Source organism: Pseudomonas sp. BJa3 (assembly GCF_026343815.1).
In the GTDB taxonomy this organism is placed as follows: Bacteria; Pseudomonadota; Gammaproteobacteria; order Pseudomonadales; family Pseudomonadaceae; genus Aquipseudomonas; species Aquipseudomonas soli.
The window spans coordinates 222119-248863 of sequence record NZ_JAOXMC010000002.1; the positions used below are offsets into that span (position 1 = coordinate 222119).

General features: G+C 66.2%; 23 protein-coding genes. 11 read left to right on the forward strand and 12 right to left on the reverse strand.

Translation table 11 applies throughout. From position 1 onward, the window contains the following. Positions 1–72 precede the first annotated feature (72 nt). The 5 genes from OH705_RS02780 (at position 73) to OH705_RS02800 (ending at position 5580) form a co-directional block, all read left to right on the forward strand. Complete coding sequence (locus OH705_RS02780) at positions 73–2373, forward strand: fatty acid cis/trans isomerase (protein ID WP_094011252.1); 2301 nt, start codon at positions 73–75, stop codon at positions 2371–2373. Between the two features lie 163 nt (positions 2374–2536). Then, positions 2537–3571, forward strand: a complete 1035-nt coding sequence (locus tag OH705_RS02785; protein WP_023630601.1) for an acyltransferase family protein — start codon at positions 2537–2539, stop codon at positions 3569–3571. Positions 3572–3628: 57 nt separating this feature from the next. Then, positions 3629–4213 carry a Fe-S biogenesis protein NfuA gene (gene nfuA / locus OH705_RS02790; RefSeq protein WP_023630602.1) on the forward strand — a complete coding sequence of 195 codons (585 nt, stop codon included), beginning with the start codon at positions 3629–3631 and terminating at the stop codon, positions 4211–4213. 275 nt (positions 4214–4488) lie between these two features. Further along, the gene (locus OH705_RS02795) at positions 4489–5097 is read left to right on the forward strand and encodes an SCO family protein (RefSeq protein ID WP_031315095.1); all 609 of its coding nucleotides are present in this window, start codon (positions 4489–4491) and stop codon (positions 5095–5097) included. Then, positions 5098–5580, forward strand: coding sequence for a copper chaperone PCu(A)C (locus tag OH705_RS02800; RefSeq protein WP_038705971.1), 483 nt, complete (start codon positions 5098–5100; stop codon positions 5578–5580). Positions 5581–5646: 66 nt separating this feature from the next. On the opposite strand, the gene OH705_RS02805 is transcribed toward OH705_RS02800, so the two are convergent. Beyond that, a complete protein-coding gene (locus OH705_RS02805; protein ID WP_023630605.1) occupies positions 5647–5874 on the reverse strand; it encodes a hypothetical protein in 228 nt (75 codons plus the stop codon). A 54-nt stretch (positions 5875–5928) separates the two neighbouring features. Then, a complete protein-coding gene (locus tag OH705_RS02810; RefSeq protein WP_267300890.1) occupies positions 5929–7062 on the reverse strand; it encodes an MFS transporter in 1134 nt (377 codons plus the stop codon). Positions 7063–7165: 103 nt separating this feature from the next. Between OH705_RS02810 and OH705_RS02815 the strand changes: the two genes are divergently transcribed. After that, entirely contained in the window at positions 7166–7945 is a 780-nt protein-coding gene (locus tag OH705_RS02815; protein ID WP_104443984.1) for an AraC family transcriptional regulator, read from the forward strand. Here OH705_RS02815 and OH705_RS02820 read toward each other — a convergent pair. The 5 genes from OH705_RS02820 to OH705_RS02840 form a co-directional block, all read right to left on the reverse strand. After that, the gene (locus OH705_RS02820; RefSeq protein ID WP_267300892.1) at positions 7932–8768 is read right to left on the reverse strand and encodes an AraC family transcriptional regulator; all 837 of its coding nucleotides are present in this window, start codon (positions 8766–8768) and stop codon (positions 7932–7934) included. The genes OH705_RS02815 and OH705_RS02820 overlap by 14 nt on opposite strands. After that, positions 8765–9079, reverse strand: a complete 315-nt coding sequence (locus OH705_RS02825) for an AzlD domain-containing protein (protein ID WP_023632701.1) — start codon at positions 9077–9079, stop codon at positions 8765–8767. The genes OH705_RS02820 and OH705_RS02825 overlap by 4 nt, the downstream gene beginning before the upstream one ends. Further along, positions 9076–9774 carry an AzlC family ABC transporter permease gene (locus OH705_RS02830; protein WP_038705975.1) on the reverse strand — a complete coding sequence of 233 codons (699 nt, stop codon included), beginning with the start codon at positions 9772–9774 and terminating at the stop codon, positions 9076–9078. Before OH705_RS02830 ends, OH705_RS02825 begins: the two co-directional genes overlap by 4 nt. A gap of 149 nt (positions 9775–9923) precedes the next feature. Further along, positions 9924–11210, reverse strand: coding sequence for a sensor histidine kinase (locus tag OH705_RS02835; protein WP_104443982.1), 1287 nt, complete (start codon positions 11208–11210; stop codon positions 9924–9926). Continuing rightward, complete coding sequence (locus OH705_RS02840) at positions 11207–11947, reverse strand: response regulator (protein ID WP_046855862.1); 741 nt, start codon at positions 11945–11947, stop codon at positions 11207–11209. Before OH705_RS02840 ends, OH705_RS02835 begins: the two co-directional genes overlap by 4 nt. Positions 11948–12166: 219 nt before the next feature. Between OH705_RS02840 and OH705_RS02845 the strand changes: the two genes are divergently transcribed. Both OH705_RS02845 and OH705_RS02850 read left to right on the forward strand, forming a co-directional pair. Beyond that, positions 12167–12442, forward strand: a complete 276-nt coding sequence (locus tag OH705_RS02845) for a DUF2790 domain-containing protein (RefSeq protein WP_023632725.1) — start codon at positions 12167–12169, stop codon at positions 12440–12442. Between the two features lie 19 nt (positions 12443–12461). Continuing rightward, the gene (locus OH705_RS02850) at positions 12462–12977 is read left to right on the forward strand and encodes a thioredoxin family protein (protein ID WP_094011253.1); all 516 of its coding nucleotides are present in this window, start codon (positions 12462–12464) and stop codon (positions 12975–12977) included. A gap of 45 nt (positions 12978–13022) precedes the next feature. On the opposite strand, the gene OH705_RS02855 is transcribed toward OH705_RS02850, so the two are convergent. The 5 genes from OH705_RS02855 to xthA all read right to left on the reverse strand — a co-directional run bounded on the left by OH705_RS02855 (position 13023) and on the right by xthA (position 20458). Then, positions 13023–14030, reverse strand: a complete 1008-nt coding sequence (locus OH705_RS02855; protein WP_038705978.1) for a GlxA family transcriptional regulator — start codon at positions 14028–14030, stop codon at positions 13023–13025. A 130-nt stretch (positions 14031–14160) separates the two neighbouring features. Further along, complete coding sequence (locus OH705_RS02860) at positions 14161–16617, reverse strand: TonB-dependent siderophore receptor (RefSeq protein ID WP_267300898.1); 2457 nt, start codon at positions 16615–16617, stop codon at positions 14161–14163. Positions 16618–16845: 228 nt separating this feature from the next. Then, on the reverse strand, positions 16846–18510 hold the full coding sequence (locus OH705_RS02865) for a cyclic peptide export ABC transporter (protein WP_038705980.1): 1665 nt from the start codon (positions 18508–18510) through the stop codon (positions 16846–16848). A gap of 119 nt (positions 18511–18629) precedes the next feature. After that, positions 18630–19508: a formylglycine-generating enzyme family protein gene (locus OH705_RS02870; protein ID WP_094011187.1), complete on the reverse strand. Its 879-nt coding sequence runs from the start codon at positions 19506–19508 to the stop codon at positions 18630–18632. Positions 19509–19645: 137 nt separating this feature from the next. Then, positions 19646–20458, reverse strand: a complete 813-nt coding sequence (gene xthA, locus OH705_RS02875) for an exodeoxyribonuclease III (RefSeq protein ID WP_267300899.1) — start codon at positions 20456–20458, stop codon at positions 19646–19648. A 163-nt stretch (positions 20459–20621) separates the two neighbouring features. Here xthA and OH705_RS02880 point away from each other — a divergent pair, with 163 nt between their 5' ends. From OH705_RS02880 to OH705_RS02890, 3 genes are read left to right on the forward strand one after another with little or no spacing between them, the layout of a single operon-like run. Further along, a complete protein-coding gene (locus tag OH705_RS02880) occupies positions 20622–21272 on the forward strand; it encodes a GNAT family N-acetyltransferase (protein WP_104443978.1) in 651 nt (216 codons plus the stop codon). A 52-nt stretch (positions 21273–21324) separates the two neighbouring features. Continuing rightward, entirely contained in the window at positions 21325–23067 is a 1743-nt protein-coding gene (locus tag OH705_RS02885; RefSeq protein WP_094011189.1) for an autotransporter assembly complex protein TamA, read from the forward strand. Then, entirely contained in the window at positions 23064–26738 is a 3675-nt protein-coding gene (locus OH705_RS02890; RefSeq protein WP_267300901.1) for a translocation/assembly module TamB domain-containing protein, read from the forward strand. The genes OH705_RS02885 and OH705_RS02890 overlap by 4 nt, the downstream gene beginning before the upstream one ends. Positions 26739–26745 lie beyond the last annotated feature (7 nt).

The following is a 26745-nucleotide window of genomic DNA, read 5'->3' on the forward strand; positions in this document are numbered from 1 at the left end:
GTGCGACCCTCCAACACCTCAGGACCCGCCAGGCACATCGTGATGGCTTTCAAGAACCAGGACATTCGGCACATGCTGCATCGCATACTTGCCAGCGCCTTCGCCTTGCTCATCAGTGGCGCGGCGTTCGGGCAGGCCCCCCAATCGAGCCCGACGATCTCATACACCCGGGATATCCAACCGATCTTCACCGAGAAGTGCGTGGCCTGCCACGCCTGTAACGACGCTGCCTGCCAGCTCAACCTGGGCAGCGCCGAGGGCGCCGAGCGCGGAGCCTCGAAGGTGCCGGTCTACCAGGGCGAGCGCAGCCAGGCGGTGCCCACCACGCGGCTGTTCTACGACGCCCGCGACGAAGCGGGCTGGCGCAAGCAGGGCTTCTATTCGGTGCTGGACAAGCAGGGCAGCCAGGCGGCGCTGATGGCGCGCATGCTCGAACTGGGTCACAAGACCCCGCTCACGCCCAACGCCAAACTGCCCGAAGAGATCGTGCTGGGGCTCAACCGCAACAACATGTGCCCGTTGCCCCACGAATTCGACGCCTATGCCGGCGCCCATCCCAAGGAGGGCATGCCGCTGGCGGTCACCGGGCTGACCGACCAGCAGTACCAGACCCTGCAGCGCTGGCTGGCTGCTGGCGCACCGGTGGAAAAGACCCCGATCCAGCCCAGCGCGGCAGAGGCGAAGCAGATCGCCGACTGGGAAGAACTGCTCAATCGCCCCGGCTCCACCGAGGCGCTGGTAGGCCGTTGGCTGTACGAGCACCTGTTCCTGGCGCACATCTATTTCGTCGGTGGCGAGCAGGGTCACTTCTTCCAGTGGGTGCGCTCGCGCACCCCGAGCGGCCAGCCGGTGGACCTGATCGCCACCCGCCGCCCCAACGACCCGCCGGGCACCGACTTCTACTATCGGTTGATCCCGGTGCAGGGCGTGATCGTGCACAAGACCCACATCACCTACCCGATGGGGCCGCAGAAGCTCAAGCGGGTCAAGCAGCTGTTCTACAGCGGCGACTGGCACGCCAGCGCACTGCCGGGCTATGGGCCGCGGCACCGGTCCAACCCGTTCGAGACCTTCGAGGCGATCCCGGCGGTGGCCCGCTACCAGTTCATGCTGGACAACGCCGAGTACTTCGTCCGTACCTTCATCCGTGGCCCGGTGTGCCGCGGGCAGATCGCCACCGACGTGATCCGCGACAACTTCTGGGCGCTGTTCCAGGAGCCGGCCCACGACCTGTACATCACCGACGCCCAGTACCGGGGCGAGGCCACGCCGCTGCTGGCCATGCCGGGGCAGATCGACGACGTGGGCAGCGTGCTGAGCCTGTGGCACGCCTACCGTGACAAGCGCAACGAGTACGAAGCCCTGCGCCGTGAGGCCTATGCCGAACAGCCGGCGCCCAGCTGGTCGACGCTGTGGGCGGGCAACGACAACGCACTTTTGAGCATCTTCCGCCACTTCGACAGCGCCTCGGTGACCAAGGGCCTGATCGGTGACGTGCCGCTGACCATGTGGCTGTTCGATTATCCGCTGTTCGAGCGCACCTACTACCAGCTGGCGGTGAACTTCGACGTGTTTGGCAATGTTTCGCACCAGTTGCAGACGCGGCTGTACTTCGACCTGATCCGCAACGGCGCCGAGATCAACTTCCTGCGCCTGATGCCGGCCGGCAAGCGCGGCGAGATCCTCGGCGACTGGTACCAGAACAGCGGCAAGGTGAAGATGTGGATGGACTACGAGGACATCGACACCAGCACTCCGAGCGCGCTGAAACTGGACAAGCACGACCCCAAGCGCGACTTCGGCCTCAAGCTGCTGCAACGCACCGGCAGCCTGAACGCCGCGCCGGACCCGATCAACCGCTGCCAGGGCGCCTATTGCTCGCGGCCCGGGCTGTCTGCGGAGTTTCGTGACGCCGAGCAATCGCTGAGCCGCCTGGTGTCGCGCCCGGCGGCGGGGCTCAAGGTGATCGGCCAACTGCCCGAGGCGAGCATGCTGCGCATCGAAGGGCAGGGCGGCCAGCGCCAGGTCTACAGCCTGCTGCGCAACCGCGCGCACAGCAACGTGGCGTTCCTGCTTGGCGAGGCCTATCGCTACCAGCCGGGGCTCGACACCTTGACCTTGTATCCGGGCGTGCTCAGCAGCTACCCCAACTTCATCTTCAACATCCCGACGGCCGATGTGCCGGAGTTCGTCGAGGACATGGAGGCGGCGCGTGACGACACCGACAAGTTCGAGCGCATCGTCATGCGCTGGGGTGTGCGCCGCAGCCATCCTGAGTTCTGGCGCTACTTCCATGACCTGAACAGCTACATCAAGGAGACCCAGCCGGTGGAGGCCGGGGTGCTGGACATGAACCGCTACGAGAACCTCTGATCGGTTGGCCGGGACTTTCCCGGCATCCTGTGGTCGGAATCGGTAGGTAGGCCCTGGGCTGCGCTGCAGCCCATCGCCGGCAAGCCGGCTCCCACAGAAGTGCGCGAACCCTGTGGGAGCCGGCTCGCCGGGCCTCAATGCACCGCCGATCACAGGGTATTTCATGCTGTATTCGCTTCAGGCTCTACGGGCATTCGCCGCCTGGCTGGTGGTCTGCCACCACTTCCGGCAGATCTTCTTTGACTTCCACGCCACCGGCCCCATCGGCCAACTGCTCGCTGATCGCGGCGCGGTGGGGGTGGACATCTTCTTTGTCATCAGTGGCCTGGTGATCTACCTGTCGACCCGCGACAAGGCCATCGCCCCAGGACAGTTCCTGCTCAACCGTGCCTTGCGCATCGTGCCCGCGTATTGGTTCTACACCCTGCTGATGGCCGTGCTGATGTTGGCGGCCAGCCGCTGGATGCCGCACCAGGTGTTCGAATGGCAGCACCTGCTGCTGTCGCTGTTGTTCATCCCGGCGGAAAACCCCGGTGGCTATGGGCTGTATCCAACGCTCAACGTCGGCTGGACGCTGAACTTCGAGATGTTCTTCTACCTGCTGTTCGGCCTGGCCTTCCTGGTGCGCCAGCGTCATCACCTGTTGCTGGTGACGGCAGCATTGCTGCTGGCGAGCGAAGTGCTGGGGCGCCTGGGTGTGCTGAGCCGCTTCTACAACAACGATATCGTCTACGAGTTCCTGTTGGGCATCGGCCTGGGTGTGCTGTATCGACGCGGGTTGATCCGCGAAGGGCTGTGGTTGCCGTTGGGATTGCTCGGTCTGGCGGGGTTGGCGCTCTATCACCTCGACGCTTCGCAGCGCCTGCTGCACTGGGGCCTGCCGAGCGCCCTGGTGGTGCTGGCGTTCATCGCCCTGGAGCGCTACTTCAAGGGCAATCAGGTTCTCAAGGCCCTGGGGGACTGTTCCTACTCGGTGTATCTGGTGCATGTGCTGGTGCTGTACGCCGGTCTATTCATCAGTGAGGGGCTGCGCCTGAACCCTTACCTGGTATTTGCCCTGTGCGTGCCGTCAATCGGACTAATGTCGTGGCTCAGCTACCAATGGCTGGAGCGCGGCCTGTACTGGCGGCTCAAGGCCGTGTTCACGGCGCGAACGGCGCAGGAACCGGCGCTGGCGCTTTCCCGAGTCAAATACTAGGACTTTGTTCGCACGCCGGGTTGGCGTACACTGCCGGCAAGTCTGTGAGGAACTTCCATGAGCGCTATAACCATTACCGACGCCGCCCATGATTACCTGGCCGATCTGCTCTCCAAGCAGAACACGCCTGGCATCGGCATCCGTATTTTCATTACCCAGCCGGGCACAACCTACGCCGAGACCTGCATTGCGTACTGCAAGCCGGGCGAAGAGAAGCCCGACGACCAGCCGGTGGGCCTGAAGAGCTTCACCGCCTACCTCGATGCGGTCAGCGTGCCGTTCCTGGAGGACGCGCTGGTCGACTACGCCACCGACCGCATGGGTGGCCAGCTGACCATCAAGGCGCCGAACGCCAAGGTGCCGATGGTCAACGAAGACAGCCCGATCAACGAGCGGATCAACTATTACCTGCAGACCGAGATCAACCCGGGCCTGGCCAGCCACGGCGGCGCCGTGAGCCTGGTGGACGTGGTCGACGACGGCATCGCCGTGCTGCAGTTCGGCGGTGGTTGCCAGGGCTGCGGCCAGGCCGACGTGACCCTCAAGGAAGGCATCGAGCGCACCTTGCTCGAGCGTATTCCCGAGCTCAAGGGCGTGCGTGACGTGACCGACCACAGCCAGAAGGAAAACGCGTACTACTGATCGCAGTGGTGACGCCATCGCGGGGCAAGCCCGCTTCCACAGGTTGTGGGAGCGGGCTTGCCCCGCGATGCTTTTCAGGCTTTGTGCATTGATCCCTAGCAACAAAGTGTTACGGATTCAACCCCTGCGACAACCGGTCGCGCCCCGTAAACAAAGGGCTGCAGCCCGATCAGCCGGATGTCGGGTGGATGGTACGGGGGGGGCGTGACAGAATGCCCCGGTTTTCTGGCCGGCCCATCCCAGGGGTCGGCACCTTCCCTGTAAAGGATGGTTCCATGAATGATCTGTTGACCCGGCGCGCGGTTGTCGCCGGGATGGGCGTACTGGGGCTTGGCCTGCTGGCGGGCTGCAGCCCGGCCCGTGGCCTGGACTTCAAGTACGGCAAGAACATGAGCAACGAGATCCTCGGTCGCAAGTTCAAGCTCAAGGACCCGCAAGGCAACGAGCGTACCTTGTCGAGCTTCTACGGCTCGATGCCGATGATCTTCTTCGGGTTCACTCAGTGCCCGGCCGTCTGCCCGACCGCCATGGCGCGGGTGGCGCAGATCCGCAAGATCCTGCGTGGCCGCGACCGCGACCTGTTCCAGCCGGTGTTCATCACCCTGGACCCGGAACGCGATACCCCCGAGGTGCTCGATGCCTACGTCAAGGCCTTCGACCCGTCGATCGTCGCCCTGACCGGCACCCCCGAGGAAATCGACGCGGTGGCCCGTGAGTTCAAGGTGTTCTACGAGAAGGTCCCGGCCGGCGATACCTACACCATCTCTCACTCGTCCACCAGCTACGTCTACGATACCCGTGGCACCCTGCGCCTGAGCCTGGGCCATTCCCTGAACGCCCAGGAATGCGCCGAAGACCTGGTCACTCTGATGGAGATCTGCTGAATGTCGATGCAACCGATCAAGCGCGGCCTGGCCGCCCTGGCACTGATGAGCCTGGCCCTGCCGGCCCTGGCCCAGACCACCGTGAGCGACGCCTGGGTACGCGCCAGCGTGCCGCACCAGCACGCCACCGGGGCCTTCATGACCCTGACCGCCAGCAGCGACAGCAAGCTGGTCAGCGTCGCCTCGCCCGTGGCCAAGACCGTGCAGGTGCACGAGATGACCATGAACGGCGACGTGATGGGCATGCGTGAAGTGAAGGCGGTCGAGTTGCCGGCTGGCAAGGCGGTGAAGCTGGACCCGAACGGCTTCCACGTGATGCTGATGGGCCTGAACCAGCAGGTGAAGGAGGGTGAGCAGGTACCGCTGACCCTGACCATCGAGGATGCCAAGGGCGCGAAGGAAACCCTACAGGTGCAGGCTCCGGTGCGTGCGCTCAACGCCGAGGCCGGCGCTGGCCACGACCATATGCACATGAACCACTGATGCAGCACCCATCGCGGGCGATGCGGCGCTCCGACGAGCCTGCTCCCCCGCGATGGTTTTCAGCGGTCAGCTGCGAAAACGTGGCAGCGGCCGTTCGATGTTCAGCGAGGTCAGCGTCTTGCGCACCTGGGCGTCTTCGGCCTCGAGTGCCTTGAGGCTGGCGCGGATCTTGCCGGCGGCGGGCACGTCGCCCTGGCGGTCGATCCAGTCGGCGATCTCCTTGCAGGCGCTGCTCAGGCAGGCCTGACGCTGGCTCATCAGCGACAGGAGCGTGGTGATTTCTCGTTCGGACATGGCGGGTTCCTCCGTTCAGCCTTGTGAGTGTAGCAGCGGCTGCAGCCGACGGTGTCAGCCGCGCAGATAGCGCAAATAGCCCAGGCTCAGCGCGCAGATGGCGAGCGCGATCAGCAGCAACCCTGGCGCCAGCATCTGCAGCATGCCGACCAGCAGCAGCCCCGCGCCGATCTGCAGGTAATACAGCAGGCCGAACAAGGCTGCCGCCGTACCCCGGCAATCGGCGTAGGCCACCAGTGCCGAGCCGAGCAGCAAGGGGATGGCCATGGCAAACGCGATCATCACCAAGGCAATTGGCGCGACGATCCACGGTGATTCACCGATTGCCGTCATGCCCAGGGCGCCGACCACGAGCAGCAGCGCGGCACCCTTCATCAGGGTGGCGGCCGCGACTGCGCGCCCCAGCAGCAGGGCATTGAGCCTGGCGCCAGCCAGCGAGCCGAGGGCCAGGCCCACGCCCGAATAGCCCATCCACTGTGCCTGTCCCAGGCGTTCGAAGACGAACGGCGCCAGGCTGTACCAAGCGAACACGGCAATGTTGAACAAGGCCACCAGCGCGCTGGCCAGCAGCACCCGGCGGTCCGCCAGCAGGCGCATCAGCACCTGGCGCAACGGTGTCAGCGCGGGCGCGGCGGCCTGGGTCTCGGGCATCGCCTGCCAGCCCCAGGCCAGCAGTGCCGATGCCAGGATCAATTGCGCGGCCAGCACGCCGCGATAGCCGAACGCCTGGTCCAGCCAGCCGCCACCGAGCATGCCCAGTGCGGGGCTGATGGCCAGGCATGCGCCGATCAGCGAGAACACCCGGGCCAGTTCCGCGCCGTTGTAGCGGTCGCGCAGTGCAGTCTGGGTGACCACCGAACCGACTGCGGCGGCGAAGGCGGCGACCATCCGCGCCGCCAGCAACTGGCTGAAATCGCTGGCCAGCAGTGCCGCCAGTGCTGCCAGGGTATACAGCGCAAGGCCCGCGAGCATGGTCGGCCGCCGGCCCTTGATATCGCACAACCGCCCCCAGAACAGCACGCCGACCGCGAAGGCGACGAAGTACAACGACAGGGTCAACGAGGCGTGCGCAGCGGAAACCGCGAAGCCTTCGGCCAGCGATACCAGAGCCGGGCTGTACAGGGTTTCGGCTATTTGCGGGAACATGAGCATGGCAGTGGCGAAAGCCAGCCAATAACGATTTTGCATGGGCTTGTCCTCTGCAGTTGATCGGAGGCCCATGGTAGGGTTGGCAAGCTATGATCCATTATCGTGATCAAGCCAGGAAATCAATGAAACAGGACAAGCTGCAATGGCATGGCTCGCACCCGATAGCGCCTTTGACCCGGACGCCCACCCAGCACCGGTGATCGGCATCTGCTCGGCCTTGGGCGACCATGATTCCGGCAACCACTGGCATGTCCGAGGCCAGGTGCTGTTCACCCGCCAGGGCTGCGTGCGTATCGACTCGCCGGGGCTGCTGTGCCTGTTGCCGCCGAGCCGCGCGGCGTGGATACCGGGCGGCCTGGCGCATCGTGCGCGGATGCGCGAGACGGTGGATTACCGCTCGGTGTACCTGGATGCGACGGCGGCGCAGGGGCTACCGGAGCAGGTGACCATCCTCGACGTCAATCCATTGCTGCGCGAGCTGCTCGAGCGGATTGCCCAGGCACCCTTCGACAGCGATTGGCGGCATGGGGCCAATCATCATCTGCTGGGCTTGTGTCGTGCCGAACTGCAGAGCGCGCAGCGCCAGCCAATGCTGCTGCCGCTGCCGCGCGACCGACGCCTGGCGCGCCTGGTGGACGGCCTCGATCGCTTGCCGCCAGCACTGGGCGAGTTGGCGCGGCAAGCCGGGGCCAGTGAAAAGACCATTGGCCGCCTGATGCGTCGCGACACCGGGATGAGTTACCAGCAATGGCGCCAGCAGTGGCGATTGCTGAGGGCGGTCGAGCGCCTGGCGCTGAACGTGCCGCTGGGCGAGATCGCCGATGAGCTGGGCTTCGCCAGCGACAGCGCCTTCATCGCGTTTTTCCGCGGCATGACCGGGCTGACGCCGGGCGCCTGGAGTCGTGCCGCTACGCCAGGTTGAGACAGGCCTGGCGATAGGCGCCCGGCGGCACGCCATAGGCCTGCTTGAACTGCCGGCTCAGGTGGCTCTGGTCGGCAAAACCCAGGGTAAAGGCGACTTCGAGGACTGATTGACCGTATTTGAGCAGTTCCCGGGCGCGGGCCAGGCGGCGCTGCTTGAGCCAGGCATGGGGCGGCAGGCCGGTGGCCTGGCGGAATACCCGGGCGAAGTGGAATGGCGAAAGGTTCACCGCGGCCGCCAAGGCTTCCAGCGACGGCGGATCGGCCAGCTGGCTCTCCAGCAGCTCGCGGGCGCGGGCCACGGCCAGCGGTTCGTTGCCGGGGGCGACGGGTTCGGCGCAATGGCCATGGCGCTGTACCAGGGCCAGCACCGCCTGGCGCCAGGCGGTCTGTTGCTCCAGGGCGCTGGCGCAGGACTCCGAAAGCCGGTGCAGGTGGCTGAACGTGGCGGCCAGGGCCGGGTCCTGGATCACGCTGTCCTTGAACCGGGGCAGGCCATGGCGGCCCAGCTCCAGTTCGTCGAGCACGCCGGTGACCCGTTCATGCTCGGGGTAGAAACCACGGTAGCGCCAGCCGGCCTCGTGGGCGGTGGCGCCGGTGTGCAGCTCGTCGGGGTTGATCAGCACCATGCTGCCCACCGGAGCCAGGTGCTCGCTGCCTCGGTGCCAGAAGCGCTGGGCGCCGGACTCGATCACGGTGAACACATAGCCTTCGTGCACGTGCGGGGCGAAGCGCTGCTGGATATAGCGGGCGTGCAGCATCTCGACATCGCCTAGGGCGGGCGCCTGCCACAGGTGGGCCTGTTCGCGCAGTGGCGTGCTCATGCCAGCCAGCTGCGCAGGAGGAAGAAGATCAGCATGCTCGCCAGCATGCTCAGCAATACGCTGCGGGTCAACAGCACCAGGGCGATGGCCACCAGCGAACCGAGCAGGTAGGGGTTCAGCGGGCTCAGGTCGAGCTGGTGCTCGGGCAGGAAGATGATCGGCCCGCAGATCGCGGTGAGCATTCCGGGCACGGCAAAGCCGAGGAACTGCCGCGCATTGGAGCTCAGGCGCAGGGGCAGGCGCGGTTCGAGGAAGGCGTAGCGGTTGAGGAACACCACCGCGCCCATGGCGAAGATCAGCAGCCAGATCATAAGCGGCCTCCGGAAAACTTCTGGCAGACGAACCCGGCGGCCATGCCCAGCAGACCGGCGGCGACCAGGGCGGTCTCCCAGTGCCAGTAACTGAACAGCACCGAGCAGAACAGCGACACCGCCACGCACACCACGGTCGGCAGGTTGCGCACCAGCGGCGCGATCAGTGCGACGAAGGTGGCGACGATGGAGAAGTCCAGGCCCAGCTGGTCCAGGTGCGGAATGTTCTGGCCGAGGACGATGCCGGCCAGGGTGAACAGGTTCCACGCCACGTAGAAGGTCAGGCCCACGCCCAAGGCGTACCAGCGGTTGAACTGCTGCTGGTCGTGGTGGCTGGTGAGGGCGAAGAACTCATCGGTGAGCAGGAAGCCCAGGCCCAACCGCCAGCGGGTCGGCAGCCCCGACAGCACCGGGCGCATCGACAGCCCGTAGAGCAGGTGTTGGGAGGTCAGCAGCAGAGTGGTGAGCAGGATCGAGAACAGGTTGGCGCCACCCTTGAGCATGCCGATGGCCACCAGTTGCGCGGCGCCGGCGAATACGATGGCCGACAGGCCCTGGCCTTGCCAGGCGCTGAGGTTGGCTTCGATGGCCATGCTGCCGGCGAGCAGGCCCCAGGGGGCAACGGCCACGGACAGCGGCAGGATGGCGATGGCGCCGTGGAGGAACGCTTGGCGGGCGAGGGGTGGGCTGGGCATGGAAGCGGCAACGAATCGACAGGGCAGACAAGCATGCCAGACAGGCCAGAGGGTGGCTTGAACGATCTTGCTTTGTTGTCGCCTTTGCTGGCCGCGTCAATAGGGCAAGCCCGCTCGCTCAGGCTTGAGCAGCGGGCTTGCCCTTTACTTCAACGCAACTCGACCTGGGCGCACAGCCCACCTTCGGCGCGGTTGCGCAAGGTCAGGCTGCCGCCCATGGCCTGGGTCAGCTGCTGGGCGATGGCCAGCCCCAGCCCGGTGCCGCCTGTACTGCGGTTGCGCGAGCTTTCGACCCGGTAGAACGGCTTGAGCACGTCGTCGAGCTCCGCCTCGGGGATCCCGGGGCCATCGTCGAGCACGCGGATCAGCGTCACGCCGTTCTCGCAGCCGACTTCCAGCTGCGCGGCACCGGAGAACTTCAGCGCATTGTCCACCAGGTTCACCAGTACCCGGCGCAAGGCGTGGGGGCGGGTTTCCAGGGTGGCCTGGGCGCTGCCGCTGCGATTCACCTGCGCGCCGCTGTCCTGGTAGTCGAACACCAGGCTGTCGAGGAAGGCGTCGAGGTTGACCCGGCACGGCGCCTCGGTGCCGCTGTCCATGCTGCGGGCATAGGCCACGCCCTCGCGCACCAGGTGCTCCATGGCGTCGAGGTCGTGCCACAGCTTGTCCTTCTCCAGCCCGTCGTCCATCTGCTCGACGCGCAGCTTCATGCGCGTGATCGGCGTCTGCAGGTCGTGGGAGATGGCCGCCAGCAATTGCATGCGTTCCTTGAGGTAGGCAGCGATACGCGCCTGCAGCGCATTGAAGGCCACGGCGGCGTAGCGCACCTCGCGTGGGCCGCTTTCGTCGAGCAGCGGGCCGGGGCTGTTCGGGTCAAGGTTGTCCACAGCCTGGACCAGCCGGGTCAGCGGGCCGATGGCCAGGCGCACGGCGAGCCAGGTGCAGGCCAGCAGCACCGCCAGCTGGATCAGCAGCACTACTGGCAGCCAGGTGGCCACCGGCACCGGGGCCGGGGTGACGTCGATGGTCAGCGGCGCGCCGTCGGCCAGGCGCAGGTGGGCCTGGAAATGCGCATTGGGGCCGGGGATTTCCTGGAAGGTCAGGCGGTAGCGGTCGCCGATGGCCTTGACGATGGAGTCGGCGGCCATCGGCGGGTTCTCGCTGGGCATGGCTTCGCCGGACAGCCCCTCGTCCAGCTGGTAGCGGTAGGTGCGCCGTTCCAGGCGTGGCAGCCAGGCCGGGCGCTCTGCGGCGGGCAGTCGGTCGAGGATGGCGACAGAGGTCGAGACGTCCAGCTCCAGGTTGCTGAGCATCATCGAGCGGCTGCTGACATAGCGCTCATACGCCTGCAGGCTGAACGACAGGCCGTAGGCCAGCACCAATCCTGTGAAGAAGATCAGCGCCAGGCGCGAGGCCAGGGTCCGCGGCCACTTCACGCCGGCGACTCCAGCAATTGCACCGGCAGCGAGAATACATAGCCTTCGCTGCGCACGGTCTTGATGCAGGTGGGTTCGCGGGCGTCGTCGCCCAGGCGCTGGCGCAGGCGGCTGACCAGCAGATCGATGGAGCGGTCGAAGATGTCCGCCTCGCGGCCCTGGGTGAGGTTGAGCAGCTGTTCACGGCTGAGCACCCGCTGCGGGTGGTCGAGGAATACCCGCAGCAGGCGGTACTCGGCGCCGGACAGCGCCACCAGGGTGCCCTCGCTGTCGAGGAGGTGGCGCGCGGTGGTGTCCAGGCGCCAGGGGCCGAAGGCGATCAGGCGCCCGCTTTCGCTGATGGTCAGGTTGGGCGGCAGCATGCGCGTGCGGCGCAGCACGGCGTTGATCCGCGCCAGCAGCTCGCGGGCGGAGAAAGGCTTGGTCAGGTAGTCGTCGGCGCCCATTTCCAGGCCGATGATGCGGTCGGTCTCGTCGTTGCGCGCGGTCAGCATCAGCACCGGCGTATTGCGGTGCTTGCCGGCGCGCAGTTCGCGGCACAGCAGCAGGCCGTCGTCGCCGGGCATCATGATGTCGAGGACGATCAGGTCGACCGTGTTGTTTTCCAGGAAGGCACGCATCTGCCGGCCATCGGCGACGATGCTCGTGCGCAGGCCGTTCTTCTTCAGGTAGTTGCCGACCAGTTCGCGGATTTCGCGGTCGTCGTCGACGACCAGGATGTGATCGACATGCTCCATCGGGGTGTCCTTGTAGGTGAGGGTTGGGCGCAGTGTACCGAGCGAATCCGGGCTTGCCTGCCACGCTTTGTATTGCAGTGTATCTGGCACTGCCGTGGATACAGGAGGAAGCACGTCACAGCCTGGGTGGACACAAGCGGGATACCTGGCGGGAGTGAAATGGCTCTACCGGGGAGCGACGTCTCCCCAATGCCAAGACCTCGCATCAGGAGAACCACCATGACTATCAAGACCCTCGCCAGCGCCGCCTTGTTCGCCGTCCTCGGCCTCGGCGCCATCACCGCCCAGGCCAGCAGCACCTCGCTCAACGAGGCCAGCGTGATGCAGTACCGCTACGGCGACAAGCTGGATGTGAAGAAGGTGCTGTCGGTGAAGGATGACCGCAGCAACACCTGCGGCGTGGTCAACACCCGCATGGACTACCTCGACTCCCAGGGCAAGCCGCAGAGCGTCGAGTACCGTTCCTACGCCACCAGTGGCTGTCATGACAACTGAGGCACGCGGCAAGCGCCGCCTGCTCAAGGCCGGCGGCGTGGCCCTGGCCCTGCTCGGGTTGGGCCTGGCCGGCCACCTGCTGGCCCGCGACAGCTATGGCCCCATGCCTTCGCTGGCCGGCGCCGAGCAGTGGCTCAACTCGCCGCCGCTGGCCGGCCCGGCCCTCAAGGGCAAGGTAGTGCTGGTGGACTTCTGGACCTACGGCTGCATCAACTGCCGGCGCAGCCTGCCGCATGTCAACGACTGGGCGCGGCGCTATGGCGAGCAGGGGTTGGTGGTGGTCGGGGTGCATACGCCGGAGTACGACTACGAGCATGACATCGGCAGTGTCCGGGCGCAGGTGCAGCAGTTGGGCATTGCCTATCCGGTGGCGGTCGATAACGGCTACCGGATCTGGAACGCCTGGGGCAACCAGTTCTGGCCTGCGCACTACTTCGTCGACCGCAAGGGGCAGGTGCGCCATGTGCACTTTGGCGAAGGCGATTATGCGGGGCAGGAGCGGGTGATCCAGGCATTGCTCGATGAGCAGGGCTGATCCGTTGACAGTTCCGGCCCTATCGCGGGGCAACCCCAGGCGACATCATTCGCCGAGCCGCTGCTCCCGCGACGGCGGATAACCGAAGTACGCCGCATAGCACTTGCTGAAATGCGATACCGAAACGAAGCCGCAGGCCACCGCGACCTCCATCACCGACAGGTCCGAATACTGCAACAGCCGCCGACTCTTGGTGATGCGCAGCTCCATGTAGTAGCGCCTGGGCGAGGTGCCCAGCTGGGCCTGGAACAAGCGGTCGATCTGTCGGCGCGAGCGCCCGGAGTAGGCGGCCAGCTGGTCGAGGCTGAGGGTTTCTTCGAGGTTGTTTTCCATCAGCTCGACGATGGTGCGCAGGTGCAGGCTCATGGACTTCTTCGCTCCGGGCCCGACCTGGCGATAGCGTGCGCCGGAGAACGACAGGATCTCTTCCACGCCTTCGGCCAGGGCATCGCCGTACAGGCGCCGTACCAGGCCGAGCATCAGCTCCATGGCGCCATTGGGGCTGGCGGCGCTGAGGCGGTCACGGTCCAGGGTGAAGCTGGCCGGGGTGATGCGCGTCTGCGGGCTGATCTCGGCCAGGCTGGCGCGCTGCTCGGGGTGCACGCTGCAGCCGTAGTCGTCGAGCACCCCGGCGCGGCCGAGGAACCAGGCGCCGTTCCATAGCCCGCCGAGGGTCATGCCGTGGCTGGCGCAGCCGTCCAGCAGGCGGTCGAGGTCAGGGTATTTCAATGGCGTGCGCAGGCCGCCGCACACCACCAGCAGGTCGAGGTCGTGCAGGCTGCGGGGATCGAGTGGGCTGGCGATCAGTTCCAGGCCCAGGTCGCTGAGCACGCGATCGCCGCCCAGTGACAGCGGGGTGGAGGTGAAACTGTCGGCGCGCAGCAGGTTGGCGGTGACCAGCACGTCCATCGCCACGGTGAAGCTGGCCATGGAGAAGTGCTCGAGCAGGACGAAGTCGACGCGATAGGGGCGCTGGTTGCCGGCGTCGCCGGACTTGAGCCGCAGCATGTTGCTGGTGCTGGTCTTCTTGCTGAATTGGCGTGGCGTGGGCACTGCGGACTCCGCTTCCTGGCTGGCGGGGTCGAGTGTGCGGTGGGGCGGGGGGAAAGACAACAGGCCGTTGGATGCCGCTGAAAACACAGCGCCCCCTCGAGAGGGGGCGCCGGTTGTTGCCGTGCGGGGTCTAGAAGTCGCCGCGCAGGGTGAACATGTAGCTACGCGGAGTACCGTAGGTGGTGCCACGGGTCCAGTAGCCCATCGAGTCGAAGTACTTGCGGTCGAACAGGTTCTCGACGTCCACGCCCACGGTCCAGTGCTCGTCGAGCTTGTAGGCGGCACGCGCGTCGAAGATAGCCCGGCCGCTGTTGTACGCCTCGTTGTAGGCATCGACGTAGGAGTTCTGCGCCGAAACGCCACCACCGACGCTCAGGCGGTTCCACTCGCCCGGGAAGGTGTAGTTGGTGTTCACGCGCACCATGTGTTTCGGGGTCTGCGCCGAGATCGGGCCACCTTCGGAGGAGCTGGTGGTGTTGTAGGTGTAGCCAGCCGCCACTTGCAGGCCCGGCAGCAGTTCGCCGGTGGCCTCGGCTTCGAAGCCCTTGCTGCGGTTGATGCCGTCGCCGTTGACCCAGCAGCGGCCGGCCGGATCGCTCGGGCAATTGCCACGGTTGGCTGCATCTTGCTGGGCGACGTCTTCCTGCTCGATGTAGAACACGGCGAAGGACACGTTCAAGCGTTTGTCGAACAGCTCACCCTTGATCCCGGTCTCGTAGTTCGAACCGACCGACGGGTCGAGCACGCTGCCGCTGACGGTGCGGTAGTTGGACTGCGGCAGGAAGATGTCGGCGTAGCTGGCGTACCAGGACCACTGGTCGTTCAGGTCGTAGATCGCACCGACGAAGGGTGTGAATTCCTCGTCCTGCCGGCTGGTGGTCACCTTCGGGCCGTTCCAGGCTTCGTTCTTGTACCAGCTCAGGCGCCCACCGAGGACGAAGCTCAGGTCTTCGGTGGCGTGCAGGCGGGCGCTCAGGTAGGTGCCGTAGCGGGTGTCGATGGTGTCGTTCCGCGAGTCCCAACCATTGCGTTGCAGCTCCGGAATATTACTGTGGTCAGGATTGAACACATCGAGCGGAATCGAGGCGCCGAGCGCATCCTTGAGCTTGATGGTTGCATCCTTGTCGTTCATCTTGCGCTTGGACCAGTTGGCGCCGAGCGTCAACTGGTGGGTCAGGCCGAAGGCCTCGAACGTGCCGTCCAAGTGGCCGTCGACGGCGTTAGAGGTCACGTCGAACTTGTGATAGCTGACGGTGTTGACCATCGGGCCACCAGGGGCGTTGTATTCCAGCGTGTCATCCGCGCTCCACTCGATAGCGCTGCGGTTATAGCCGCCTTCGGAGTGAGACAATGCCAGCTTTGCGGTCCAGTTGTCGTTGAAGCGGTGGGTGAGGTCGGCAAACACCTCGTCCATGTCGGTCTGCAGTTTGGCCCAGTCCTGCCCGAGGAAGGTCGAGCGCTTCAGGTGCGGGTTGCTGCCGTCGGGGTTGTTGGGGATACCCAGCACGCTGTAGCCGTCGATGCGCGAGGTCTGGCGGCGCAGGCCGACAGCGACCGTGGTGGCATCGTTGAGGTCGGCCTCGACGATGCCGTACAGCAGCGGCCGCTTGGACTTGGTGACGTCGGTGAAGTAGCCACGGTCTTCATAGGAGGCAACCATGCGTCCGCGCAGGGTGCCCTGGGGGTTGAGGCGGCCGCTGGCATCCAGGTCCAGGCGGTAGTTGTCCCAGGAGCCGGCGCGGGTGATGACGGAGAAACGCGGGTCGGCGGTCGGGCGCTTGCGCACCAGGTTCACCGCGCCGCCCGGATTGCCCGCGCCCACCAGCAGGCCGGAGGCGCCGCGCAGCACTTCGACGCGGTCGAAGATCGCCATGTCCGGGGTCATCCAGCCGGTGTAGGCGTAGGCCTGGCCTGGCACGCCGTCGACCATGTAGCTTTCGTCGGTGAGGTCGAAGCCACGGGAACTGAAGTGGTGGTTGCCATAGCCGCGGTTGGCGCGGGTGATACCGGTGGTCTGGGCCATCACCTGGTCCAGCGAGACCAGGTTCTTGTCGTCCATCAGCTTGCGGGTGACCACGGTGACCGACTGTGGGGTCTCACGCAGCGATTGCGCGGTCTTGCCGATGGTCACCGCGCCAGTGGTGTAGGAGTTGCTGCCCTCGGTGGTGGCACCCAGCACCTGGCCATTGATGGTGGTGGCGTCCAGGGTCATGGCCGAACCGGATTCAGCCGCGCCGCTGATGATCAGGGTGTTGTCCTGCACGCTGTAGCGAATCCCGCTGTTCTTCAGCAGCTCCCCAGCTGCCTGGGTTGGCGAGAAACGACCCTTGACCGGGCTGCTGCGCAGGCCCTGTACGGTCTCGGGGCTGAACAGCACCTGCAGGTTGCCCTGGCGACCCAGCTCTTGCAGCGCGCTGCTCAGCGATTGCGCCGGGATGTCGTAATCCTGCTCCTGGGCCTGCACTTGCGCTGCCAGCGGCAGGGCCAGGGCGAGTCCGAGGGTGGCCATGGCCGGCGAGGAACGCAGCATCCGGCGCAGCATCAGCGCCTTGCTCAAAGGGGTCAGTGTGTTGGCTGGTATTGGCATTTTTATGCTCTGGCTCAAGGTACGCAAAGTAAATGAAAATTATTCCGTTGCGAGTAGGACGCATGCGCATGCCAAAACCGGAAAAATATTTACGGTTGGCAGAGGCCTGACCTGCGACTTCCCTGTGGGCAGGGTTGATTCAGCGTGCGGCAATAGGGGAACGAGCGATGCGGCGGGGAATTTACAAAGTGCGGGCGGTGGCGAGGATCCACCGCCCGTGAGGCGGAGTCAGGCGGGCAGGGCGGGTTCCTGGTTGCGCTCGACGACGATCTGGCCGCCGTGCATGCGTACCAGTTGGTCGGCAACCGGGAAGTAGCGGTCGTCGTGGGAGATGACGATGATGGTCTTGCCCTGCTGTTTCAGCTCCGGCAGCAGCTCGGTGTAGAACACGCGGCGGAAGGCCGGGTCCTGGTCGGCGGCCCATTCGTCGAACACCAGCACCGGGCGTTGGTCGAGCCAGGCATTGATCAGCGCCAGGCGCTTGCGCTGGCCGGTGGACAGGTCGGTGGTGGTGAAGCTGCCGTCGCGGATGCTCACCTTGTGGGCGATATCAAGGCGTTCCAGATACTTGCCGGCCTCGGGCGGCAGTTCGGCCTGGCCGGGCAGCGGCTCGTCGAACAGGTAGTAGTCGGCGAAGATGGTGGTGAACAGCTGGCGGTAGTCGTCCAGGCGCTGCGGGGTGACCGTTTCGCCATTGAGCCGAACTTCGCCCTGTTGCGGGCTGTACAGGCCCAGCAGCAGCTTGATCAGGGTGGTCTTGCCGCAGCCGTTCTCGCCGACGATGAAGACGATGTCGCCCTGGCGGATGCTCAGGTTCACCGGCCCCAGGTGGAACGGCTGGCTGCCCTCGACCTGCGGGTAGTCATAGCGCAGCTGGCGCAGCTCGATGGACTCGACGCTGGACACGGCGGGTGCGCGGTCGCTCACCAGCAGGTGCGGCTCGGGCGACGAGAAGCGCGCCGACAGCTCGGCGATGCGGCGCAGGGCGATCTGCGCGCGGCTGATGCTCGGCAGGTTGGTGATCAACTGCTCCAGCGGCCCCTTCATGTACAGCATCACCAGCACGAAACCACCAAGCACGGTGCGCTCGGTGCTCGGCCAAAGCGCCTGGAAGGCGATGGCCACGCCGATGACGGCGAAGAACAGCATCGAACCGAAGGTTTCGGCGCTGACGAAGATGTTCGCCGCGCGGATGTTGGCCTTGCAGATGCGCTCGGTGGCGCCGTGGATCAGCTGGTCATGCATGTACTGGCGGCGCTTGCGCTGGATACGCAGTTCCTTGGCGCCGCCGGAGAGGGCCTGGTAGTGCTTCTGCAGCTCGTCCTCGCCGTTGCGCGCGGTGAGGATGTTCTTCATGCCGAAGCGGTGGGCGAGGAACTGCGCGCCAGTGCCGATCACCACGGTCAGGGCGGTGATCAGCAGGATCTGCCAGGACAGCAGCGCCAGGTAGGCGAGGCAGCCCAAGGTGACGGTAAAGGCAATGACCATGGGTGCCACGGACAGGGCGAAGGCGCTGATGGTGCTGACATCGTTGAGCAGCACCGGGATCAGGCGGTGGGCACGGTAGCGCTCCAGTTGCGCGATCGGCGCCACCAGCACCTTGGCGGACAATTCGCGGCGCAGCCGCGCCACCACCTTCTGGCCCACGTAGTTGGTCAGCAGGTTCGAGCCGGTGGAGCAGGCCAGGGTCAGCACGCACAGGCCGCCGAACAGCAGGGCGGTATGGGTGTCCGGCCCGCCGGCGGCATTCATCGCGCTGTTGATGGTGGCCAGCAGGGCGGTGACGCTCAGGCCGCTGACCACGCCAAGGGCCGCCGAAAGCGCGACCAGCATCCAGAACGGCTTGAGTATGCGCAGGGTTTCCTGGGCGAGGCTGGGTGTCTTGAGCGTCATGGGGGCATCTCGTGAGTATTCGTTGGCGCCGGGCAGGAGCAGGTCCTGATCTTGGTAGACGAGAGGGTTTTGCGCGGATTTAGTCGCCCGGCGCCGAGGGCGCCGGGGCGGGGCAGGGCTTACAGCTCGCGGGCGACGCGGAAGCCGATCCAGTCGCCGCGCAGGGTGGAGCTGCGCTCGTTGCGGTTGCCCGAGCGCGAGAAGATCGGCGCCTCGGTGTAGTCGTTGCCGCGGATCACCCGGCGATCCTCGCATTCGCTGCTGTTGGTCTGCGGGCTGCCGTCGGTGGGGGCGCTGGCGTAGCTGTCGACGTAGCAGTCGCGGGTCCATTCGTAGACATTGCCGTGGCCGTCGTAGACGCCAAAGGCATTGGGCGGGAAGCTGCCGACCGGCGAGGTGAAGGAGAAGCCGTCGGTAGGGCCGTAGGTATTGGCGTGCTTGGAGATCTGGTACTTCTGCTCGTCGTTGTCATCGAGCGGGAAGGGGAACGGCCCGGTGCTGCCGCCACGCACGGCGTACTCGCGCTGGGATTCGCTGAGGACCTTGTAGACCTTGCCGGTCTTCTTCGACAGCCAACTGGCATAGGCCTCGGCTTCGTGGAAGTTCAGGCACACGGCGGGCTGGCGGTCGCCTTGCTGGTAGCGCGGCACGCCGGCGATGCACTCGCGGCCCGGACGGGTATCGCCGTTGGGCACCTTGTAGCCGGTGGCCTTGAGGTAGGCCTTCCACTCCCCGTTGGTGATCTGATATTGGCTCACGGCAAAGGCTTTTTTGAACGTGACCTGGTGCAACGGGCCTTCGTCGTCCTGGCGGCCCTTTTCGTCATCCGGGGTGCCCATCATGAAGCTGCCGGCGGGCAGCACCACCATTTCCGGGCAGGTCTTGGCGCAGTCGCGGAACACGCTGCCAGGTTTGTGCGCGGGCGCCGCGGCCAGGGCCGGCAGGCTGCAGGCGACCAGCAGGGCGGCCAGGGTGAGGCGGTTCAGGGGTGCGGTCATGGGGAAGCCTTGTTCAGGGTTGCTGGGCAGACAGCGGGAGTTCGTGCTGTTGGACGAACTGAACGAGGCGATGTTTAAGGGGGATTTGTATCCAGGTGTGGTAGGGCTGCGCCTGTGAGCGCGCAGCCCGTACGCAATCAACTCAGTTCAAGCCAGATCGGTGCATGATCCGAAGGCTTTTCCATCCCGCGCAGCTCATAGTCGACCCCGGCGGCCCTGACCCGCGGCAGCAGCCCATGGGAGGCCATGATCAGGTCGATGCGCAGGCCGCGCTTGGGCTCGTCCTCGAAACCGCGGCTGCGGTAGTCGAACCAGCTGAAGCGGTCGGCCACGTCAGGGTACAGGTGGCGGAAGCTGTCGACCAGGCCCCAGCCCTTGAGACGCTCCATCCACTCGCGCTCTTCGGGCAGGAAGCTGCACTTGCCGGTCTTCAGCCAGCGCTTGGCGTTGTCCGGGCCAATGCCGATATCACAGTCCTGGGGCGAGATGTTCAGGTCACCCATCACCACCACAGGCTGGTCGTTCTTGAACTGCCCTTCGAGCAGGGCCTGCAGGTCGCTGTAGAAGCGCTGCTTGGCCGGGAACTTGGTGGGGTGGTCGCGGCTTTCGCCTTGGGGGAAGTAGCCGTTCATGATGGTGATCGGCGTACCGTCGGCATCGGCGAAGGTGCCCCAGATGAAGCGGCGCTGGGCGTCCTCCTCGTCACTGGCGAAGCCCTTGGACAGCGACAGCGGTTTTTCCCGCGAGAGCAGGGCGACGCCATAGTGGCCCTTCTGGCCGTGGTAGTGCACGTAGTAGCCGAGTGCCTCGACGTCGGCCAACGGGAACTGATCGTCGCTGACCTTGGTTTCCTGCAGGCCGATCACGTCCGGCTGGTGTTTGTCGATCAGCGCCGCCAGCTGGTGCGGGCGGGCGCGCAGGCCGTTGATGTTGAACGAGACGATCTTCATGGAAAGACGATCCTGGTAAAAGCCACGGATGCTAGCCGACATCGCCGGCCACGGCCAGCATGGCGCCGCGCGGCGGGCGCTGCTAACGTGCTGGAGGAGGTGAACCCAGCGCCGGAATCTGGTTCCAAGGCCCTGTACGCCCATTCCAGGAGGACTGCCCGCAATGCCCGACGACATCGCCGCCCCGGCCCGGATCTGCCTGCTAGACGCCGGCTACGCCCGCGAGGCGCGTTCGCTGCTCTACCATGCCTACCGCCACGAACCGACCTTCGCCTGGCTGTTCGAGGCCCAGCGCCCCGGGTACGAGCGCCGCCTGCGGGTGATGGTGCGCGAGTGGGTGCGCCAGCACTTTTATCTGCAATTGCCGGCGATCGGGCTGTTGCTGGAGGATCGCCTGATCGGCCTGGCGCTGATCGTGCCGCCGCAACGCCGGCTTGGCGTGGCCGACAGCTGGGCCTGGCGCCTGCGCATGATCCTCGGCACCGGCCTGCGCTGCACCCGCCGCTACCTGGATTACCAGGCCGCGCTGGCCGGGTGCCTGCCGGGGGACAAGGTGCATGTGCTGCCGCTGTTGGGCGTGCACCCGCAGTTCCAGGGCCAGCACTACGGCGAGCAACTGCTGCAGGCCGTGCATGACTGGTGCGCGGAAGACGCCGGTACCGACGGCGTGGTGCTGGACACCGGCAATGCGCATTACCTGGCGTTCTACCAGCGCCAGGGTTATGAAGAGATCGGCGAGATCGCCGTGGGGCCGATCCGTGAGCGGGTGTTCTTCCACCCCAACCCGCGCTCGTCGAGGGTAGCGAACCTGTGACAGGCGTTTTCTGAAAGCCCCTTGGCCGTTGCGCTCTGGTAGCATGCCGCGCATGACGTATTCAGGAAGACTTGGCTGGGGCCTGCTGTTGCTGGCCGCCAGCTCCATGGCATGGGCGCAGAGCGAATTGCTGGTACGGGTCAAACCCGCCAACAAGGCGCTCAAGTCCAATATCGAAGGGTATATCGGCAGCCTGGGTGACCGCGACGAAGAGGCCTTGCAGCGCTTCAGCCGGGGCGCCGAGGAGCAGGCGCGCAAAGCGGCCCAGGCCCTGGGCTATTACCAGGCGCGGGTCGAGACCGAGGTCAAGGCGCCGGCCGAAAAAGACAAGCCACCGCAACTGATCATCCAGGTCGAGCCCGGCGAGCCGATTCGGCTGCGCAATGTGACCGTGCGCATCGAAGGGCCGGCCAGCGAACTCAGGGTGTTCCGCATTCCCGACAGCAAGGCGTTGCGCCCAGGCGAGCAGCTCAACCATGGCACCTACGAGGATGCCAAGCGGCTGATCCAGAACCAGGCCTCGCGCTACGGCTTCTTCGCCGGGCGCTTCGAGCGCCAGCGCCTGGCGGTCGATCCGCAGGCCGGTGTGGCCGATATCGAGCTGGTCTACCAGAGCGGCCCGCGCTACCGCCTTGGCGCGGTGAGCTTTGGCGGCGATGCGCCGTTGGACAACGACCTGCTGCAGCGCATGGTGGGGTTCAAGCCCGGTACCCCGTACGACTCGGAACTGATCGCCGAGCTCAACAACGACCTGCAGTCCAGTGGCTACTTCGACAGCGTTCGGGTGGACGCAGCGCCCACCGCCGCAGTGGGCGAGGATATCCCCGTGGACGTCCACCTCGACACCCGCAAGCCACGCACCCTCGGCCTGGGCCTGGGTTTCTCCACCGACGTCGGGCCACGCGGCAAGGCCAACTGGACCCGCCACTGGGTCAACCCGCAAGGGCACAGCTACGGCTGGGAAACCGAGCTGTCGGCGCCCCGGCAGAACGTCGGCTTGTGGTACGACATCCCGCTGGATCCGCCGCTCACCGACAAGCTGCGCTTCGCCGGCGGCTACCAGAACGAAGAGATTTCCGGCACCGACACCCTTAGCAAGCTGCTGACGGTCGGCCCGGAGTGGCACAGCAAGCTGCCCAGCGGCTGGCAGCGGGTGATTTCGCTCAAGTACCAGCGCGAGGAATATCGCCTGGGCGACGACTCGGGGCTGAGCAACCTGCTGATGCCGGGCGTCAGCTTTTCCTACCTGCGCAGCGACAACCGCATCGACCCGCACAATGGCTACCGCCTGCAGTTCGACCTGCAGGCGGCCAAGGAAGGCCTGGGCTCGGACACCAACCTGATCCACGGCAACGTGCTGCTCAAGGGCTTGACCACCCTGGGCCAGAACCATCGTTTCCTTGGCCGCGTGCAGTTCGGCGGCAGTGCCACCAATGGCTACCAGCAGAACATCCCGCCGTCACTGCGCTTCTTCGCCGGTGGCGACCAAAGCGTGCGCGGCTACGACTACCAGTCGCTGTCGCCGAAGAACAACCAGGGCGACCGCATCGGTGGGCGCTACCTGGTGGCCGGCAGCGCCGAGTACCAGTACTCGATTGCCGAGAAATGGCGCCTGGCGACCTTCATCGACCAGGGCAATTCGTTCAACTCGCTGGAACTGCCCAGCCTCAAGACCGGCGTCGGCATCGGCGTGCGCTGGGTGTCGCCGGTGGGGCCGCTGCGCCTGGACCTGGCCCGCGCCCTGGATGACGACGGTGGTTTTCGTTTGCACTTCTCCATGGGGCCTGAGCTGTGACGCGTGTAGTCAAACCCATCCTGCTGGCATTGCTGGGCCTGCTGTTGCTGATCGTCCTGGCGTTGGGCCTGGTGCTGGGCACCCAGGGCGGCAGTCGTTGGGTGCTGAGCCTGGTGCCGGGGCTGCAAGTCAGCGATTTCTCCGGACGCCTCGGCGGCAGCTGGCAGGCAAGCCAACTGCGCTGGACGGCGGGCGAAGACCGTGTCGAGGTGCAGGCCCCGCAACTGGACTGGTCGCCAACCTGCCTGCTGCGCGCCACCTTGTGCGTCGAGCGTCTGCAGGCCGAGCGTATCGACATGGCCTTCGCCCCGGGCGAGGACAAGCCCGATGTCGGCCCGCTGCAACTGCCGGCGCTGAATCTGCCGTTGGCCATCGAGCTGGGCGAGGTCAAGCTGGGCCAACTGCGCCTGGATGGCAGCGACCTGCTGGGCGACCTCAGCCTGGCCGCGCACTGGACCGCGAGCGGGCTGCGCGTGGATAGCCTGCAACTGCGCCGCGACGACCTGCGCCTGGACGTGCAGGGCGACCTGGTACCCCAGGGCGACTGGCCGCTGCAGCTGCAAGGCACGCTGCAACTGCCGGCGGTCGATGGCAAACCCTGGCAACTGGCCTTGAGCGCCAAGGGCGAGTTGCAGAAATCCCTTGCCATCGATGCCACCAGCAGTGGCTACCTGGACGCACGCCTGAGCGGTGAGCTGCAGGCCCTGGCTGAGCACCTGCCGGCCCACCTGAGCATTCGCGCGGACAGTTTCAAGCCCGCAGCCGAGCTGCCCGACACCCTGCAACTCGACCAGCTGCGGCTCGATGCCCAGGGTGATTTGCTCAAGGGTTATCAGCTGTCCGGCTCGGCCACGCTGCCCGCCGAGCAAGGGCCGATCGGCCTGGTGCTGGCCGGCAAGGTCGATGCCAAGGGCGCCCGGCTCGACGCCCTGGACCTGAACGCCAGCGACCAGCAGCGCCTCAAGCTGCAGGCCAGCGCCGACTGGCAGCAGGGCCTGAGCGCCGATGCCAGCCTCGACTGGCTGGACTTCCCCTGGTTGCGCTTGTACCCGCTGGAGACGGCGCCCCAGGTCACGCTCAAGCGCTTGAACGCCCAGGTGCAGTACCGCGACGGCAGCTACAAGGGGGTGTTCAACGGCGACCTGGATGGCCCGGCCGGCGCCTTCAGCCTGGCCAGCCCGTTCGACGGCGACCTGGGCCAGGTACGCCTGCCGCAGCTGGTGCTCAATGCCGGGCAGGGCAAGGCCGCCGGCAGTGTCGCCCTGCGTTTTGCCGACACCCTGGCCTGGGATGTCGACCTGCAACTGTCGGCCCTGGACCCGGCCTACTGGCTGGCGGAGCTGCCCGGCACCCTGGCCGGCCCGCTGCGCAGCCAGGGCGAATTGAAGCACGAGCAACTGACGCTCAAGGCTCAGTTGGACCTCAAAGGGCGCCTGCGCGGCCAGCCGGCGCTGGTCAAGGTCGACGCCGAAGGCGCGGGCGAGCGTTGGACCCTGGGCAGCCTGGCGGTGCAGCTGGGCGACAACCGCATCAATGGCAGCGCCAGCGTACAGCAACGCCTTGCCGGACGTGTCGACCTCGACCTGCCGCGCCTGGGCCAGCTCTGGCCGCAACTGCAAGGGCAGGCCAAGGGGCGCCTGGACCTGGCCGGCACCCTGGCCGCGCCGCAAGGCACCCTGACTCTGCAGGGGCAACAGCTGGGCCAGGCGGACAACCGCGTGCAGCGGCTGGACCTGGATGCCCGGCTGGACAATGCCCAGCGCGGCCAGGTGACGCTCAAGGCCGGCGGTATCCGGGTGGGTGATACCTCCCTGGGCAGCCTTGATGTGCAAGGCAAGGGCGATCTTCGCCAGCAGGCCGCCACCCTGGCCCTCGACGGCCCGCAACTCAAGCTTGACCTGGCGCTGGATGGCGCCCTGGCCAAGGGCGACTGGCGCGGTCGCCTGGCGAGCGGGCGCATCCAGGCCGGAGGCCAGGACTGGCAGTTGCAGGCGCCGGCGCGCCTGCAGCGTCTGGCCAGCGGCCAGCTCGATTTCGGCGCCCATTGCTGGCGCTCCGGCCAGGCCAGCCTGTGCGGCGAGGACCAGCGCCTGGCGCCGGAGCCGCGCCTGCGCTACCACCTCAAGCAGTTCCCGCTGGATAGTCTGGCGCAGTGGTTGCCCAAGGACTTTGCCTGGCAGGGCCTGCTCAACGCCGACATCAACCTCGACATCCCGGCCAGCGGGCCCAAGGGCAGCATCCGCGTCGATGCCGGCGGCGGCACCTTGCGGGTACGCGACAAGGACCGCTGGGTCGACTTCCCGTATCAGGTGCTGCGCCTGGACAGCACCCTGGCGCCACGCCGGGTCGACACCCGCCTGGACTTCCGTGGCGAGCGCCTGGGTGAGCTGAATGTCAACACCCGCCTTGATCCGCTGGGCCGCAACAAGCCGTTGTCCGGTGATTTCCGCCTGGCCGGGCTTGAGCTGTCGGTCATTCGGCCGTTCCTGCCGATGGTCGAGCGCCTGGCTGGCCAGCTCAACGGCAGCGGGCGTCTGTCCGGCAGCCTGATTGCGCCCCAGGTCAATGGCAGCCTGGCCTTGAGCGGTGGCGAGGTCAGCGGCGCGGAGTTGCCGGTGAGCCTGGAGGGCCTGTCGCTGCAGGCGCTGATCGCCGGTGAGCAGGTGCAATTGAACGGCAACTGGCGCAGTGGCGCGGCAGGGCGTGGGCAACTGACCGGACACCTGACCTGGGGTCAGGCGCTGGGCATGGACCTGCGCCTGCAAGGCCAGCAGCTGCCGGTCAGCGTCGAGCCCTACGCGGCGCTGGAAATGGCGCCCGACCTGAGCATTCGCCTGCTGGACGACAAACTGGCGGTGACCGGCAAGGTGCAGGTGCCCAAGGGCAAGATCACCGTGCGCGAGCTGCCGCCGTCGACGGTCAAGGTCTCGGACGACACGGTGATCGTTGGCCACCAGACCGAACAGGGCAAGCCGCCGGTGGCGGTGGCGATGGACATCGATGTCGATGTCGGCAGCGAAAAACTGTCGTTCAAGGGCTTCGGCCTGACCGCCAACCTGCTGGGGCACGTGCATATCGGCGACAACCTCGACACCCGGGGCGAGCTCAGCCTGGCCGATGGGCGTTACCGCGCTTACGGGCAGAAGCTGACCATTCGCCGCGCGCGGCTGCTTTTCGCCGGTCCCATCGACCAGCCGTACCTGGATATCGAGGCGATCCGAAAGGTCGACGACGTGATCGCCGGTATTCGCCTGAGTGGCAGCGCCGAGCAGCCGACCACCAAGGTGTTCTCGGAGCCGGCGATGAGCCAGGAGCAGGCGTTGTCCTACCTGGTGCTGGGCCGGCCGCTGAACAGCTCCGGCGAGGACAGCAACATGCTTGCCGAGGCGGCGCTGGGGCTGGGCTTGATGGGCAGCGCCGGCCTGACCGGCGGCCTGGCTTCGAACCTGGGCATCGACGACTTCCAGCTTGACACCCAAGGTACGGGCAACAAGACCAGCGTGGTGGCCAGCGGCAACCTCACCGAGCGCCTGAGCCTGCGCTACGGCGTAGGCGTGTTCGAGCCGGCCAACACCATCGCCTTGCGCTACAAGCTCAGCAAGAAGGTCTACCTGGAAGCCGCCAGCGGCCTGGCCAGCTCGCTGGATATCTTCTACAAGCGCGATTTCTGATCTGTCC

Coding starts and splice junctions, on each gene's coding strand:
- OH705_RS02840 (WP_046855862.1), bottom strand. CDS start 11,947: ATGGAGCATGTCGATCACATCCTGGTCGTCGACGACGACCGCGAAATC.
- OH705_RS02780 (WP_094011252.1), top strand. CDS start 73: ATGCTGCATCGCATACTTGCCAGCGCCTTCGCCTTGCTCATCAGTGGC.
- OH705_RS02795 (WP_031315095.1), top strand. CDS start 4,489: ATGAATGATCTGTTGACCCGGCGCGCGGTTGTCGCCGGGATGGGCGTA.
- OH705_RS02860 (WP_267300898.1), bottom strand. CDS start 16,617: ATGCCAATACCAGCCAACACACTGACCCCTTTGAGCAAGGCGCTGATG.
- OH705_RS02870 (WP_094011187.1), bottom strand. CDS start 19,508: ATGACCGCACCCCTGAACCGCCTCACCCTGGCCGCCCTGCTGGTCGCC.
- OH705_RS02805 (WP_023630605.1), bottom strand. CDS start 5,874: ATGTCCGAACGAGAAATCACCACGCTCCTGTCGCTGATGAGCCAGCGT.
- OH705_RS02785 (WP_023630601.1), top strand. CDS start 2,537: ATGCTGTATTCGCTTCAGGCTCTACGGGCATTCGCCGCCTGGCTGGTG.
- OH705_RS02810 (WP_267300890.1), bottom strand. CDS start 7,062: ATGCAAAATCGTTATTGGCTGGCTTTCGCCACTGCCATGCTCATGTTC.
- OH705_RS02865 (WP_038705980.1), bottom strand. CDS start 18,510: ATGACGCTCAAGACACCCAGCCTCGCCCAGGAAACCCTGCGCATACTC.
- OH705_RS02880 (WP_104443978.1), top strand. CDS start 20,622: ATGCCCGACGACATCGCCGCCCCGGCCCGGATCTGCCTGCTAGACGCC.
- OH705_RS02845 (WP_023632725.1), top strand. CDS start 12,167: ATGACTATCAAGACCCTCGCCAGCGCCGCCTTGTTCGCCGTCCTCGGC.
- OH705_RS02825 (WP_023632701.1), bottom strand. CDS start 9,079: ATGATCTGGCTGCTGATCTTCGCCATGGGCGCGGTGGTGTTCCTCAAC.
- OH705_RS02885 (WP_094011189.1), top strand. CDS start 21,325: ATGACGTATTCAGGAAGACTTGGCTGGGGCCTGCTGTTGCTGGCCGCC.
- OH705_RS02800 (WP_038705971.1), top strand. CDS start 5,098: ATGTCGATGCAACCGATCAAGCGCGGCCTGGCCGCCCTGGCACTGATG.
- OH705_RS02815 (WP_104443984.1), top strand. CDS start 7,166: ATGGCATGGCTCGCACCCGATAGCGCCTTTGACCCGGACGCCCACCCA.
- OH705_RS02820 (WP_267300892.1), bottom strand. CDS start 8,768: ATGAGCACGCCACTGCGCGAACAGGCCCACCTGTGGCAGGCGCCCGCC.
- xthA (WP_267300899.1), bottom strand. CDS start 20,458: ATGAAGATCGTCTCGTTCAACATCAACGGCCTGCGCGCCCGCCCGCAC.
- nfuA (WP_023630602.1), top strand. CDS start 3,629: ATGAGCGCTATAACCATTACCGACGCCGCCCATGATTACCTGGCCGAT.
- OH705_RS02830 (WP_038705975.1), bottom strand. CDS start 9,774: ATGCCCAGCCCACCCCTCGCCCGCCAAGCGTTCCTCCACGGCGCCATC.